Annotated in this window: 16 protein-coding genes; 3 read left to right on the top strand and 13 right to left on the bottom strand. The window is 70.1% G+C overall.

Going from position 1 to position 14433, the window contains the following annotated elements; genetic code table 11:
* Positions 1-45: 45 nt before the first annotated feature.
* Together RH864_RS05985 and RH864_RS05980 are read left to right on the top strand one after the other, a co-directional pair.
* Positions 46-408 (top strand): hypothetical protein, encoded by a 363-nt coding sequence (locus RH864_RS05985; protein ID WP_310516608.1) that lies wholly within the window; start codon positions 46-48, stop codon positions 406-408.
* Between the two features lie 67 nt (positions 409-475).
* Positions 476-895: a VOC family protein gene (locus tag RH864_RS05980; protein WP_310516607.1), complete on the top strand. Its 420-nt coding sequence runs from the start codon at positions 476-478 to the stop codon at positions 893-895.
* Positions 896-931: 36 nt separating this feature from the next.
* Here the strand turns inward: RH864_RS05980 and RH864_RS05975 are convergent, their stop codons facing one another.
* The 4 genes from RH864_RS05975 to RH864_RS05960 form a co-directional block, all read right to left on the bottom strand.
* The gene (locus tag RH864_RS05975) at positions 932-1882 is read right to left on the bottom strand and encodes a trypsin-like serine peptidase (RefSeq protein ID WP_310516606.1); all 951 of its coding nucleotides are present in this window, start codon (positions 1880-1882) and stop codon (positions 932-934) included.
* A 96-nt stretch (positions 1883-1978) separates the two neighbouring features.
* A complete protein-coding gene (locus RH864_RS05970) occupies positions 1979-2821 on the bottom strand; it encodes a class II glutamine amidotransferase (RefSeq protein WP_310516605.1) in 843 nt (280 codons plus the stop codon).
* 14 nt (positions 2822-2835) lie between these two features.
* Entirely contained in the window at positions 2836-4125 is a 1290-nt protein-coding gene (locus tag RH864_RS05965) for a serine hydrolase domain-containing protein (RefSeq protein ID WP_310516604.1), read from the bottom strand.
* A gap of 126 nt (positions 4126-4251) precedes the next feature.
* Positions 4252-5571 (bottom strand): ATP-dependent DNA helicase, encoded by a 1320-nt coding sequence (locus RH864_RS05960; RefSeq protein ID WP_396129950.1) that lies wholly within the window; start codon positions 5569-5571, stop codon positions 4252-4254.
* Between the two features lie 65 nt (positions 5572-5636).
* Here RH864_RS05960 and RH864_RS05955 point away from each other — a divergent pair, with 65 nt between their 5' ends.
* Positions 5637-6683, top strand: coding sequence for a hypothetical protein (locus RH864_RS05955; protein ID WP_310516602.1), 1047 nt, complete (start codon positions 5637-5639; stop codon positions 6681-6683).
* Between the two features lie 18 nt (positions 6684-6701).
* On the opposite strand, the gene RH864_RS05950 is transcribed toward RH864_RS05955, so the two are convergent.
* From RH864_RS05950 to RH864_RS05910, 9 genes are all read right to left on the bottom strand, one after another.
* The gene (locus RH864_RS05950; RefSeq protein WP_310516711.1) at positions 6702-8537 is read right to left on the bottom strand and encodes a cytochrome c oxidase assembly protein; all 1836 of its coding nucleotides are present in this window, start codon (positions 8535-8537) and stop codon (positions 6702-6704) included.
* Between the two features lie 422 nt (positions 8538-8959).
* On the bottom strand, positions 8960-9247 hold the full coding sequence (locus RH864_RS05945; RefSeq protein WP_308797997.1) for an HU family DNA-binding protein: 288 nt from the start codon (positions 9245-9247) through the stop codon (positions 8960-8962).
* A gap of 348 nt (positions 9248-9595) precedes the next feature.
* Positions 9596-9901 carry a 30S ribosomal protein S14 gene (gene rpsN, locus RH864_RS05940; RefSeq protein ID WP_310516601.1) on the bottom strand — a complete coding sequence of 102 codons (306 nt, stop codon included), beginning with the start codon at positions 9899-9901 and terminating at the stop codon, positions 9596-9598.
* Positions 9902-9904: 3 nt separating this feature from the next.
* A complete protein-coding gene (rpmG, locus tag RH864_RS05935; protein ID WP_067880809.1) occupies positions 9905-10072 on the bottom strand; it encodes a 50S ribosomal protein L33 in 168 nt (55 codons plus the stop codon).
* Entirely contained in the window at positions 10072-10308 is a 237-nt protein-coding gene (gene rpmB, locus RH864_RS05930; RefSeq protein WP_310516600.1) for a 50S ribosomal protein L28, read from the bottom strand. The genes rpmG and rpmB overlap by 1 nt, the downstream gene beginning before the upstream one ends.
* Before the next feature lie 152 nt (positions 10309-10460).
* The gene (locus tag RH864_RS05925; protein ID WP_310516599.1) at positions 10461-10817 is read right to left on the bottom strand and encodes a hypothetical protein; all 357 of its coding nucleotides are present in this window, start codon (positions 10815-10817) and stop codon (positions 10461-10463) included.
* Positions 10818-10900: 83 nt separating this feature from the next.
* A complete protein-coding gene (locus RH864_RS05920) occupies positions 10901-11791 on the bottom strand; it encodes a glycine betaine ABC transporter substrate-binding protein (protein ID WP_310516598.1) in 891 nt (296 codons plus the stop codon).
* Between the two features lie 107 nt (positions 11792-11898).
* Complete coding sequence (locus tag RH864_RS05915) at positions 11899-12852, bottom strand: ABC transporter permease (RefSeq protein WP_310516597.1); 954 nt, start codon at positions 12850-12852, stop codon at positions 11899-11901.
* Positions 12849-14306: a quaternary amine ABC transporter ATP-binding protein gene (locus tag RH864_RS05910; protein WP_310516596.1), complete on the bottom strand. Its 1458-nt coding sequence runs from the start codon at positions 14304-14306 to the stop codon at positions 12849-12851. Before RH864_RS05910 ends, RH864_RS05915 begins: the two co-directional genes overlap by 4 nt.
* Between the last annotated feature and the right edge of the window lie 127 nt (positions 14307-14433).

Raw genomic sequence — 14433 nt, 5'->3', positions numbered from 1 at the left:
ACGACTGGCCTTCCATGAACGTGCGATGACGTCTGATTGCCCAGCGTGACCGCGCTGACGGAACATCCCGTGGCGATCGCGTCGAGGGACTTGATTTCGGTGACGCCAGGACCGACGCTTGACCCTGGAAACACTGACATGACCGGTTCAAAGGGGAACTCGATGTCGCACCTCGCCCTGCGGGCACCGCACACCGCCGAGCGGGAGGCCGTGCTGGCCTTCCTCGAGATCGACCGGCGGCTTCGCCGCCTCGAGCGCTTCGACGCCGCCGCCTCCGGCCGTCTCCGCCTGGCGCTCGTGAGTCTGCGTCAGCGCTTCGAGCGCGGCCAGATCACGGCGGATGCGGCCCAGCGCGAGGCCGAACTCCTCCTGCACCGAACGGATGCCACGGCGGCGCGCCGCCGCTGACCCGTCCCCAACGAGCACAAAGGGCCGCTCACTGGCCGATGTCGGCGCTTCGCGCGAGACTGCCCGCATGGACATCTCCTTCGTTGCGGGCTTCGGCCCGATCGGCAGTGCGGACTCGACCTCGCTCGACTTCTGGCAGGGGGCGCTCGGCATCGAGTTCGCAGAGGCTGCGCCCGGGTACTTCCACACCGAGCGGTTGCCGGGGGTCAAGGCGTTCGCGATCTGGCCGCTGGCGCAGGCCGCCGAGGCGACGTTCGGCACGCCGGAGTGGCCCGCCGGCCGACCGGTGCCGCAGAACTGGGTCGAGTTCGACGTCGGCTCCCCCGCCGCGGTAGCCGACGCCGTCGACGAGCTGCGCGCCGCAGGCCACGAGATCCTCACCGAGGCGCACGACGAACCCTGGGGTCAGACCACCTCACGTCTCATGAGCCCCGAAGGCACACTGGTCGGCATCAGCTACACCCCCTGGATGCACGGCGACGCCTGACGGCGCGGCAACCGTGCCGCACCGTCAGGCGATCGGTCAGGACGCGGCGGTGACGTAGGCGCTCTGGGCCACCGAGCCGAAGTACGGGCCGAACATCCGGTCGGCGACCGTGCTGTAGCCGTAGCTGTTCACCGAGTTCTGCGCGCCGGAGGCGAGGAACCACGGGCCGCCCGAGGAGCCGGGCGTCATGTCGCACGGGATGCCCTGCGACTGGGTCTCGTAATACGGGTCGGGCGTTGCGGTGCCGGTGCACGACTTCACCGTCTGCCCGTCGAACGGCGGCGCGGCGGGGTAGCCGAACGCCGTGTAGTCCAGGCCGCGCGCCTGGTTGAAGGCGATCGGCGAGGCACCCGCGGCCTGCGCGAGGGTGCGGTCGTCGACCTTGCCGACCCGTACGAAGCCGGTGTCGTACGAATAGTCCTTGTTCACCGACCACTGCTCGGACACCGAGAACCCGGTCGCCGACCAGATGCCGTAGGGCGCCGCGCCCTCGTGGTACGCCGGGACGAAGACCCACTGGCTCACGAACGACTCGCCGTAGCCCCCGCCGTGCACGCAGTGCCCGGCGGTCGCGACCACGCTGCCGTTGCCCGAGCCGACCGAGTTGCCCGAGCAGACATACCGCCGGTCGCCCTTCACGAAGAACACCTTGCCCACGCCCGGGGCGGCCGTCGGGCGCTCGGACGAGGCGCCTGCGTCGACACCCGCGTCGACACCTGCATAGGTCACCGGGGCACCCGTCTCGACCTCGGTCGAGAGCATCGCCACGCCGGCGTCGACCACCAGCGAGTCGGCCGGGATCGCGGTCCGCATGCGCTCGGGCGTCCAGTAGTCGGTCGCCTCGGCAGCCTCGGTCGCCGACACGTCGACCGTGTCGACCCCCGGATCCGCCGCCGGGGCGGCACCGGCCGCGACCGGCGTGACGAGCAGCCCGCAGGCCACGAGTGCGGCGCCGACGAGGCCGGCGCGCAGCGGGGTGAGCTTCATGTGAGGAATCCTTTCAGGCACGTAATATCCTAGGATACCTCACACTTGCGGCCACACGCGTCCCGCACCCGCCGCTCACGCCGGCGGCCCGTGCCGTCACACCACCGCGGCCAGGAAGTCCTCGTGGTGCGAGCCCTCGCGGTCGAGCACGAGCACCGTCGACTCGGGCACCTCGATGAACGCCCCGGGAAGATCGGTCAACGGCTCGGAGACGATCACCCGGGCGGTCACGTCGAAGGCGCGCAGCTGCGGCACCTCGGGGTACATCTCCTGCAGTGCGCGCATGTCGGCCGAGTGGAACAGCGTGCGCGACCGGTGCGCCGTCGAGTAGCGGAACGCCCAGATCGTCTCACCGTCCGAGACCGCGAACGACCCCTGCACGGGGTTCTCGATGCCGTAGGTCCCGGCGACCCGTTCGATCTCGCGCAGCGCGCGCCCCATCGCGCCGATCGGATCCTGCTCGAGTCCGAACGTGATGGCCAGGTGGAAGACCACCTCCGAGTCGGTCGTGCCCTTCACGTGCGGGAACAGCTTCGGCTCGAGCTGGATCATGAGGTCCCGGCGCATCTGCGAGAACCCGGCGATGGCGCCGTTGTGCATGAACAGCCAGTTTCCGTACCGGAACGGATGGCAGTTGGTCTGCTGGATCGGCGGCCCCGCCGCCGCGCGCACGTGCGCGAAGAACAGCGGCGACTCGATCGCCCACGTGAGCTCGCGCAGGTTCTCGTCGTGCCACGCGGGCTCGATGCTGTGGAACAGCGCGGGCATGACGCCCGCGGCGGTCTCGTCGGGGTACCAGCCCACACCGAAGCCGTCGCCGTTCACGGTCTCGGCGCCGAGGGGGGAGTTCAGGGACTGCGCCACGAGCGAGTGCCGCGGCTCGAGGATCAGGAGGGCGGGCCGGATCGGCTCTCCCCAATATGCAAGCCACCGGCACATGTCATCGCCTTCCGTCAGCCTTCCGCGGGTGGGAGTGCGCAGCGCGAGAGCTCCTGCATGCGCTGCTTCGCCTGGTCGACCGACCAGGGAAGTTCGACCAGGGGCTGCGTCTCGCCGGACACCGCCGCGGTCTTCGAGGCGATCGACGCGAGCGCGAACGCCGTCTCTCGCACGAAGTCCTGGCCCGAGCTCGAGTTGTTGAGCGCGACGACCACGGTCAGCCCCGTGCCCGGGTCGGTGAACGCTGCGGTCAATGCGCCCGTCGCCTCGGACGCCAACCCGCGCAGCGGCCCGTACGCCATGCCCCCGATGCCCTGCGAGACCCACGGGTCGGCGCCCGGCACCGCCGCAGTCGTCCACTGCTCGCGCGCGGTGTGCTCGGTGAGCAGCACGCCCGAGGCGAGCGCCTGACTGAGGCGCACGGTGTCATCGAGCTGCGACCGGGCGCCGCCGGCCGCTCCGCCCATCGAGCTCGACTGCAACGAGCTGTCGAGGCGCGCCGCGCAGTCGGGTGCGCCGTCGGGCCCCGGCCGGGCCGCGTACGCACCGATCAGGCCGGGCTGCTCGAGCACCGATGGAGCGGGCAGCGTCGTGCCGGTGAGCCCGAGGGGGCCGGCGACGTACTCGCGCACGAGATCGGACCACGTGCGGTCGGTGGTGCGCTCGAGCGCGACCCCGAGCAGCAGCAGGTTCGTGCGCGAATACGCGTACGTCTGACCGGGCGCGCCCGTGCGTGGCGCCGCGAGCGCGCTCGAGATGAGCTCGATCGGCGACCACACGCGTCCTGGGTTCTGCATGAAGTGCACGCGAAGCTGGGGGTAGTAGTCGGCGAGGCCCGAGGTGTGCCGGCAGAGGTGCTCGAGCGTGATGCCGTCGAGCCCCGGGATGTCGGTCACATAGTCGTCGACCGGGTCGTCGAGCGCGACGGCCCCGGTGTCGACGAGCTTCAGCAGCAGCAGGCACGTGATCTCGGAGGTCACCCCCGCGAGGTGGAATGTCTGCTCGGGCTCGACCGCGGGCGAACCCTCGTCGAATCCGACCGAGCCCGTCACTCCGCGCCACTCGCCCGCCCACGGAGCCGCGACCGCGGCGAGGCCGCCGCTCGAGCCGCTGAGGATGACCGCGTCGTCGAGCACCTGCTGCAGCGCGGTCGCGGTGTCGCCGGCGATCGTCTCGTCGACCGCGCCGAAGTGCTCGCCCGGGTCGATCGTGCCGCCGGTGCATCCGCCTAACGCGAACGCGACGACCAAAGCGCCTGCGGCTCCCGCGACGCGCCCCTTGCGGCGACCCGATGATCGGCCCACTCAGCCCCCTAGCCGTGCACTGTAGCGATTGTAACGCGCCGGACCGGCGCGATCCCGGTGCGGATCACCGCGACCTCGGTGCAGCCACACCGGCCTACCGGTGCCCCACATCCGCCGACCGGCGCCTCACGCCTGCTGACCCGCCGGCGCGCCCAGCTCGCGCACCGCGCCCGCCATGAATCGCTCGACGTTCGGGTCGACGATGATGTCGTTCGGTCTGAGCGGCCGCGCGAGGTACAACCCGTCGAGGCTCGTGAGGCGGCTGAGCGCGACATACGTCTGCCCGGGGCTGAACACGCGCGAGCCGAGGTCGACGATCGCGGTGTCGTAGCTCGCACCCTGCGACTTGTGGATCGTGACCGCCCACGCGAGACGCAGCGGGAACTGCGAGAACTCGGCCACGACCTCGCGCTCGAGCTTCTTCGACGCGGCATCCCACGAGTACTTGTACTTCTCCCACGTCGCGGGTTCGACCTCGTGCTGGACCCCGTCGACCTCGACGCGCACGACCTTGTCGAGCGAGGTCACGGTGCCGATGGTCCCGTTCACCCACCTGGGCCCTTCGCCACGCACCATGGTGTCGTTCCGGAGGAACATGACCTGCGCGCCGACCTTCAGCTCGAGCCGTTCGTCGGCCGGGTAGGCGCGCCCGCCGAAGTCGCCCGCGACGTCCGCGGCGTTCGTGAGCGACCGGCCCGGCAGGCGCTGCAGCTGCGCGCGGTTGATGCGGTTCACCGCGTCGTTCCGGGTCGCGAGCGTGATCGCGCCCTGCTCGGGAAGCGGCCGGCGTGCGCCGGTCGAGTTCAGCACGCCGGCGATCTCGGCGGTCACCATGCCATGTCGCACCGCGTTCAGCATGTGCTTGAACGCGTCGTCGTGCTGCCGGTGCACCTCGCCCAGCTCGAAGATGCGTAAGGATGCCTCGCGCCACACGTTCGCGTCGAAGAACCACATCGACGGGTAGGTGTCGGCGAAGTAGCGGCGCTCCTCACCGTCGCCCGGCACGGGGGCGAGCTGGTACGGGTCGCCGAAGAGCACGACCTGGACGCCGCCGAACGGCTCGGCCGCGCGCTGCCGCGCCTGCCGGAGCGACCGGTCCATGGCGTCCATGAGGTCGGCGTTCACCATGGAGACCTCGTCGATCACGAGCGTGTCCATGGCGTTCAGGATCTTGCGCACGGCGTCGTTCTGCTCGATGCGATGGTCGGCGATCAGCCCGATGGGCAGCCGGAACAGCGAATGGATCGTCTGGCCGCCGACGTTCAGGGCCGCGACGCCCGTGGGCGCGCAGATCACGATCTGCTTCTGCGTGTTCCAGTTCAGGTGGGTGAGGAGCGTTGACTTGCCCGTGCCCGCGCGGCCCGTGACGAAGACGTGATCGCGCGTGTGCTCGATCGCGTGGAACACCGCCGCCTGCTCGGGGGTGAGGGTCACATCGGGCACGATCCACTGTAACGCTGCGCGCCCGGGGGCCACCTGGGTCGTCCACACGCCCGACATAGACTGGCCGAATGGGGAGACGCAGGGCGCGCGGACGGCGGGTGTCGTGGCTCGCCGTGCTCGGCTGGAGCGGCATCGGCATGCTGCTCGCCGGTGCCTTCTTCGCCGCGCTCGGCGCGCTCAATCAGAACCTGTACGGCGCGTCGAGCTTCGTCGAGCGCTACCTCGAGGCGATCGCCGACGACGAGATCACGACGGCCGCGACGACGCCCGGGGTCGCGCTCTCCGAGGCGGAGCTGGACGCGATGGGGTTGCCGGCGGATGTCTCGACGGCGATGCTGCGCTCGAACGTCGTCGGCTCGGGCCCGCAGGACATCACGATCATCGACGACGAGGCGCGCGACGACGGCACGCACGTCGTGACGGCGAGCTACCGGCTCGAGTCCCGGATCGTGGAGACGACCTTCGAGGTGCAGCCCATCGCACCGCTCTACGGCGTGCTCAACCGGTGGGAGTTCGCCAGGAGCCCGCTGGCCGTCATCGACGTCACCGCGGCGCACAACCCGTTCTTCATGGTCGGCTCGCTGACCCTCGACACCCGGGCCAGGAAGAGCGGCGACGAGCTCGCGGCCTTCACGCAGACGGCGCCGTACCTCGCGATCGCGCCGGCCGTGTACGAGTTCGACTACGACTCGACGCTGCTCACCGCGCAGCCCGAAGAGGTCACGGTCGAGCCGTCGGAACGCACGTCCGTCACGGTGTCGTCCCAGGCGACGCCCGCGTTCACCGAGCGCGTGCAGGCGCAGGTCGACCAGTTCCTCGAGGCCTGCGCGACCCAGCCCGTGCTGCAGCCGACGGACTGCCCGTTCGGCATGGTCATCGACGACCGCGTCGTCGGCGACCCGGCCTGGAGCATCTCGGCGTCGCCGATCGTGTCGCTCACGCCCGGCGACGATGCGTTCGAGATGCCGCCGACCGCGGGCGTCGCGCACCTCTCGGTCGACCTGCAGTCGCTGTTCGACGGCGACTACTACACGCTCGAGGAGGACGAGACGTTCACGCTCGCCCTCGACGCACGCATCAGGACCGACGGGTCGATCTCGGTGCAGCTGAAGTGACCGGCCGAGCGCGGCGGGTCAGCCGCGCTCGCGATCGTGCTGCGCAATCGCCTGCAGCCGCGCGTTGTACTCCTCGAGCTCGGCGTCGCCCGTGCGGTCCGCGTGCCGGTCGAGTCGTCTCGTCTCCTTCTCGTCGCTCCGCGACCACTGGATCGCGACCGTGATCGCGAGCGCGACGGTCGGGATCTCGCCGATCGACCACGCGATGCCGCCGCCGACCTGCTGGTCGGCGAGCGCATCGGTGCCCCAGCCCATCGCCCCGTACCAGTCGGCGAGCAGCAGCCCGCTGCTCATCATGATCGAGAGCCCGAAGAACGCGTGGAACGCCATGGTGCCGAGCAGCAGCACCAGCCGGAAGGGGTACGGCAGTCGGTACGGCACGGGGTCGATGCCGATCAGCGACTGCACGAACAGGTACCCGGTGATCAGGAAGTGCGCGATCATCCACTCGTGACCGATGTGGTCGAGCATCGTCCAGCGGAACAGCGGCGAGTAGTAGAAGACCCACAGCGAACCGGCGAAGAGCACGGCCGCGACGATCGGGTTCGCGATGACCCGCGCGAACCTCGAGTGCACCGCGAGCAGGATCCACTCGCGACCTCCCCGGCTGCCGTCCTTGCGTGCGGCGATCGCGCGCGCCGCGAGCGTCACGGGCGCACCCGGGACGAGCAGGACCGGGATGCCCATCGTGAGCACCATGTGCGCGAGCATGTGCGCCGAGAACAGGTACTGCTCGTAGACGTTGACGCCGCCGCTGGTCACGTACGCGAGCACGAGCATGCCGGCGATCCAGAGCACGGTGCGGTAGACCGGCCAGCGGTCGCCGCGGCGGCGGAGCCGCCAGACCCCGGCCAGATAGAAGAAGATGCCGAACCCGGCGAAGAACAGCCAGATGAGGTCCGGGTTCCACTCGGTGAAGTACCGCCACCACTCGGGTGCCAGCGGCAGCGGCTCGCCCGTGAGGATCTCGGCCGGGGTGCGCGCGAGCGCGCCCGGCACCTCCTCGGAGACGGGCGTCGCGGTGCGCGCCAGCGCCGCCGCCACGCCGGACGCGAGGCCCATGAACGCGAGCTCGATCACGACGAGCAGCCAGAAGGTCCCGCGCCCGCCGGTCGCGCGGTCACCACGGGCAGCGGATGCCTCGGCCGAGGCCGCGGCCCGGGTCATCCGCCCGATCAGGAACCGGCGCTGAAGCGCCCCGAACACGCCGAGCGCGACCAGCGCGCCGACCTTCGCGATGACGAGCACGCCATACGGCGTGGTGAGCGCGGGCCAGTCGCCGAGGCGCAGCGCGGCGCTCGCGTAGCCCGAGACCGCGACCACGATGAAGGAGACGAGGGCGACGCTCGAGTAACGGGCGAGCACGACCGGCAGGCGGTCGGCGCCGAGCCGCGGCTTCAGCAGCACGAGGGTGAGCAGCCCGCCGAGCCAGGCGGCCGCGAACACGAGGTGCAGGCCGAGCGCGGTGACCGCCGCGCCATGCCCTGCCGCGCCGGCGGCGTGCCCCTGCTGAGCCATCGGCACGAGGCTCACGACCGAGAGCACGGCGACGAACACGAGCGCGGTCTGATTGCGCACCGCGAAGCACAGCACGGTGACGGCGGCCGCGACGAGCGTGGTCGTGAGCCACGCCTGCCCCAGCTCGATCGTGGTGAGGAACTGGCCGAGCTTCTGCCCGAACGCATCGCTCAGGTCGACCTGCTCGCCCGTGACGACGAGGAACGTGAACAGCCCGGTCGCCGCGCTCGCGACCGTCATCACCGCGGCCGACGCCGCGGCAACGTCGAGCGCGGCGTCGAACTCGGGCTTCTTCGGGCTGAGCGCCCAGACGGCGAGCACCAGCGAGCCGATCATTCCGGCCGCCCCGAGGTTCACGAGGAGCTTCGCGACGGGCAGCCCGTACCGAGCGACCGGCCCCGGGTCCTGGAGCTGGAACGGCGCCGCTCCCCCGCCGACGGCGAGACCGATCACCGTCGCGATGACGGCGACGGCGAGCAGCACGGCAGGGCCGAGCACACGGACGGAACGCACCGAACCAGCCTAGGCGAGCGGGCTGTGAGTCCCCGACGGTCGAGCACCGCCCCCGCCCCCGCTGGTCGAGTAGCGCCGACACGAAGTGGCGACGCGTATCGAGATCCACGCGACACGCTCTCGAGACCGGGCCACCGGGTCTCGATACGCGTGCTCGTCCCTCGCTCGCTACTCGACCAGCGAGCGCGGCGGGCATGACGAAGGGCGGGCGGCTTCCGCCGCCCGCCCTTCTCGAGTCGCAAGACTTACTTGGCGGCAGCCTTGAGCTTCGAGCCCGCCGAGACCTTGACCGAGAAGCCGGCCGGGATCTCGATGGTGGCACCGGTCTGCGGGTTGCGGCCCGTGCGGGCGGCGCGCGAGGTGCGCTCGACGGCGAGCCAGCCCGGGATCGAGACCTTGGTGCCCGAGCTCACGGCCTCGGACAGCGCCTCGAAGAGACCGCCGAGCACGGCGTCGACGGCGGCCTGGCTCTGCCCGGTCGACGCGGCGATCTTCGCGACGAGCTCGGTCTTGTTCAGCGACTTGTCAGCCATTGAGTGTCCTCCTCGGACGTCTACTGCCGGTCGGCAGCTGTTCTGGTGGTTCCACAGACGGCTTGCACCGCCTCGGGGCCGATCAGGCCGCCTCGAATGTAACAGAGTTCCGCGGAATTCCGCGGATTTCCGGGCCGTTCGCCCGATCGCGACCCGGCGTGTCGGCCGCGCGAAGTGTGATGGAGTCCCAAAAGTGGGCTGGAAGGCCGTCCTGCACGCCGTCAACCCACTTTCGGCACTCCATCACACTGCCCAGCCCACACTCGCCGCCGTGCGACCGGCCGCGGGAAGCAGGACGGGAACGCAGAAAGGGCGCCCCCGGAGGGACGCCCTTTCGAAACGCGGTGCTTACCAGCTCGACTTGGTGATGCCGGGCAGCTCGCCACGGTGCGCCATGTCGCGGAATCGCACACGCGAGATGCCGAACTTGCTGAGGTTGCCGCGAGGGCGACCGTCGATGGCGTCGCGGTTGCGGAGACGCACCGGCGACGCGTCGCGGGGCAGCTTCTGCAGGCCGACGCGGGCGGCCTCACGGGTCTCGTCGGTGCCGTTCGGGTCGACGAGCGCCTTCTTCAGCTCGAGTCGCTTCGCGGCGTAGCGGTCCACGATCTCCTGGCGCTGGTTGTTGCGCGCGATCTTGCTCTTCTTGGCCATGGACTAACGCTCCTCTCGGAAGTCGACGTGCTTGCGGATCACCGGGTCGTACTTCTTGAGCACGAGACGGTCGGGGTTGTTGCGACGGTTCTTGCGGGTCACGTACGTGAACCCGGTGCCGGCCGTCGACCGGAGCTTGATGATCGGACGGATGTCCTGCTGCTTCGCCATTAGAGCTTCACCCCACGAGCCTGCATGTCACGAACGACGGCCTCGATGCCACGAGCGTCGATGACCTTGATGCCCTTGGCGGACACGTTGATCGTGATGTTCCGGCGGAGCGACGGAACGAAGTACGTCTTCCGCTGCACGTTCGGGTCGAAGCGGCGCTTCGTCCGACGGTGCGAGTGCGAGATGTTGTGACCGAAGCCGGGAACGGCGCCGGTCACCTGGCACACTGCTGCCATTGGTTTCCTCCAATACCGAGGGGCGGATGCCCCTCCCAAGGTCTCTTGTCTGCAGACGTTCCCCACCGGTCGCCCGGCTAGATACTGGGGAGGTCGTCCACGGTCTGGACAGTGGAAGTGCCCAGCCAAACGTCGAGTCTATCAGATGCCGGTCAGCCGCCGATCTTCCGGTACTCGACCTCGAGCCAGTACCCCTTGACCGTGCCGTAGCCCCAGCTCTCGGTCGTCCCGGGCGCGACCTGCAGCCACGGCGTCTCGTTGATGATCGGGCCGCCCGGCGCGGGCCGAGCAATCGCTCGCGCCTCGTACCCCGGCTCGAGACTCCGGCAGATCAGGCCCAGCTTGTCCCTGAGGGGATCGATGATCACCTGGGTCCAGGAGCAGTCGTTGCCGACTCGAGTCGCCGACGGCTCGGCGTCCTGCGCGTTCGCGACACCTCCGGCACCCAGCACGGACACCCCCACCGCGAGCAGGGCGGCTGCAACGTACGAGTTCTTCTTCGTCATCATGCCAGTATTCTACTACACGCTAGTCAGACGCGAAGGGCGGATGCCCCGCGTGGGAGCATCCGCCCTTCTCACTGCAGACCGACTCAGCTGGTGAGCGAGTCCACCCACTCCTGGTTCTCCGAGATCCACTGCTCCACGATGGGGCCGTAGTCGTCGGAGTCGTTCTCGTTGAACATCGCGTTCTCGAGCGAGTACAGCGTCTCCGAGTCCATCGTGAAGTTCTTCAGCCAGCCGGCGAGCGTCGGGAAGTTCTCCTCGAAGCTCTTGCTGCCGAACGAGTGGATGCCCTCGGAGTCGCCCATCACGCCCTCGGGGTCTTCGAGGTCCTTGATCGGGAACGCGTCGTAGGCCCAGTGCGGACGCCAGAGCGTCACGGCGATCGGCTCGCCCGCGTCGGTCGCGGCCTTGAGCTCGGAGAGCATGGCCGGCGTCGACGAGGTCAGGTACTCCATGCCCTCGAGGCCATAGGCGGGGATGGCCTCCTCGCTCGTGACCCGGTTCAGGCCCGAGCCCGGCTCGATGCCGACGAGGCGGTTGCCGAAGTAGTCCGCGTTCGCCGCGAGCTCCTCGAGCGAGTCGATCGGGGCGTCCTCGTTCACCGCGATGGTGAGCACGGCGTCCTCGTTCCAGGCGCCGAGGTCGACCATGTCGTCGCCGTACTGCTCGATGTAGTCGGCGTGCGTGATCGGCAGCCAGGTGTCCAGCACCACGTCGTAGTCGTCGTCGGTGAGGCCCTGGTAGACGGGCGCCACGTCGGCGTACTCGAGCTCGACGTTGTAGCCCTCCTCCTCGAGGATGGCCTTCCAGAGCTCGCTCGCGGCGATCCCTTCGTCCCAGCCGTTGAACACGGCGATGGTGAGGTCCTGCTGATCCCCGTTCTCGAGGGTCTCGGCCTCCGCGCCGGCGCAGCCGGCGAGTGCGAGCGCCGCGGCGGCGCCCATCGCGAGCGCTCCGGTGAGGTGTCTCTTCTTCATGGGTGTTTCCTTTCCTCCCGTGTGCTGTGGGCACGGGCGTTGGGGATGGTTCCGCGCGCGAGGCGCGGACGAACGGGCGACGGATGCTCCGGCGCCCACGTGTGGGGTCAGACGCTCGTGGGGTGCTTCACGGCCGAGTGCTTGACCGCGAGCCCCGAGTCGTCGGTGACCGCGAGATCGGTCGCCTTCGAGGCATCCGTGCTCTTCGGCTTGGCCGACGTGCGGGGCTTGCGCCGCAACCCGCCGCCGAACGCGCCGGTGACCCGGTCGAGGATGACCGCGAGGATCACGACCGACAGGCCCGCCTCGAAGCCCAGCGCGACGTCGATGCGCGTGAGGCTCTGCACCACCTGGCCGCCCAGGCCGCCGGCTCCGACCATGCCGGCGATGACGACCATCGAGAGCGACAGCATGATGACCTGGTTGATGCCGGCCATGATCGACGGCATCGCGAGCGGAAGCTGGATCTGGCGCAGGATGCGTCCGGGCGAGGAGCCGAACGCCTGACCGGCCTCGACCACCTCCTTGTCGACGCCGCGGATGCCGAGCTCGGTGAGCCGGACGCCCGGCGCCATCGCGAACACGATCGTCGCCACGATGCCGGGCACCACGCCCACACGGAACAGGATCAGCGCCGGGATCAGGTACACGAACGCCGGCATCGTCTGCATGAAGTCGAGGATCGGGCGGATGATGTTCGACGCGAGCGTGTTGCGCGCGGCCAGGATGCCGACCGGGATCGCGATGATCACCGCGATCGTGCTCGCGACGAGGACCAGCGCGAGCGTGTCCATCGCGTTGTCCCACTGGTTCACGCCGAGCACGACGGTCAGGCCGATGACCGACCCGAGCGCGAGCTTCCAGCCCTTCGCCCACCAGGCGATCGCGGCGATCACGATGATGACCGCCCAGAACGGCGGCGTCGAGAGCACCCAGTCGACCGCGTCGTAGAAGCCGAGGAAGATCGTGCGCAGCACGGCGAACAGGCCGGCGAGCGCGTCGGTCAGGACGTCGATGAATGCGTCGGCCCATGCGCCGAGCGGAAGGCGGAAGCCGTTCATCGGGCACCTCCCTCGTTCGCGGCCGAGCCGGGCACGGCCGCGGCCGGCTCCTCGGGGTCGGACGTCGCGCGGAGCGTCTCGGTGATCACATCGACGGGCACCGTCGCCGGCGGCTCGATGACCTGGATCTCGGCCGTGTCGGTCGACAGGTTGCCGAGCGCCGCGAGGAGCGTGACCCGCGGCACCGCACCGAGCAGGCGGCCCTGCTCGTCGACGACGGCGAGCGACATCGGGCTGAGCGCGGCGCTCTCGAGCAGGTCCGAGAGGTACTGGTCGGGCGCGACGGTCGCGTGGTCGGTGCGGATGACGGACTCGAGCGAGCGCTCACCCCGCTTCACGAGCCTCAGCACGTCGCGGTCGTGCACCACGCCCAGGAGCTTGCGCCCCGAACGCACCACGAACACCGTCGAGGTCTGCAGGTCGCGCATCGTCCGCAGGGCCGCACGCGGCCCGGCCGACGCGGCGATGACCGCACGCGGCGGCTCCATGACGTTCGCCGCGGTGAGCACACGCGCGCGGTCGACGTCCGCGACGAACGACGCCACGTAGTCGTCCGCGGGATCCGTCAGGATCTCCTCGGCGGTGCCGACCTGCACGATGCGCCCGTCGCGCATGACCGCGATGCGGTCGCCGAGGAACATGGCCTCGTTGAGGTCGTGCGTGATGAACACGATCGTCTTGCCGAGCTCCTGCTGCAGCTCGACGAGCTGCTCCTGCATCTCGCGGCGGATGAGCGGGTCGAGCGCCGAGAAGGCCTCGTCCATGAGCAGGACGTCGGTGTCGGCGGCGAGCGCGCGGGCGAGGCCGACGCGCTGCTGCATGCCGCCCGACAGCTCGGACGGGAGCTTGTCCTCCCAACCCGCGAGGCCGACGCGGGCGATGACGCGCATCGCGCGCTCCCGGCGCTCGGCGGGCGGCACACCCTGGATCTCGAGGCCGTACGCCGCGTTGTCGAGCACCGTGCGGTGCGGCAGCAGTGCGAAGTGCTGGAAGACCATGGAGACGTGGTCGCGGCGCACGGTGCGCAGCTGCTTGGCCGGGATGTCGGTGATGGTCTTGCCCATGACCGACACGGTCCCCGCGGTCGGCTCGAGCAGGCCGTTCAGGGTGCGGATCAGCGTCGACTTGCCGGAGCCCGACAGGCCCATGACGACGAAGATCTCGCCCTGGGCGACCGTGAAGTCGGCGTCGATGACCGCCGCGGTGCCGAGCGACGCGATCTCGTCGCGGGTGGCTCCGCGGCGGAGCCGCGCGAGGGCCTCGGCGGGGCGGCGGCCGAAGAACTTGGTCAGGCCGCGTACCTCGATGGCGGGTGCGGCGGCCGACGATCCGGTCGGGGCTCCGTCGGCGTCGGGAATCGGCGGACGCTGAAGGGGTGCGTCGGCTGGGGTGTGGTCGAGCTCTTCGGGTGCGGACGGTGCGGACGTGGACTGTGCGGGTGTGGATCGGGGCATGCGGGCAGGCGTCTCCACGGAGTGCGGATCCGGACACGACGCGGTGCGGGCGGCGCGCGGACACTCCTGGTTTCAGGCCGGGTTCAGGCGATCCGGGACACGAAGCTCAAGCCGGCGAATCATGCGT

Origin of the sequence: Agromyces aerolatus (assembly GCF_031432255.1) — a bacterium.
Taxonomy (GTDB): Bacteria; Actinomycetota; Actinomycetes; order Actinomycetales; family Microbacteriaceae; genus Agromyces.
The sequence above is the reverse complement of the archived record's forward strand: the minus strand, read 5'-3'. Positions and strand labels throughout refer to the sequence as shown.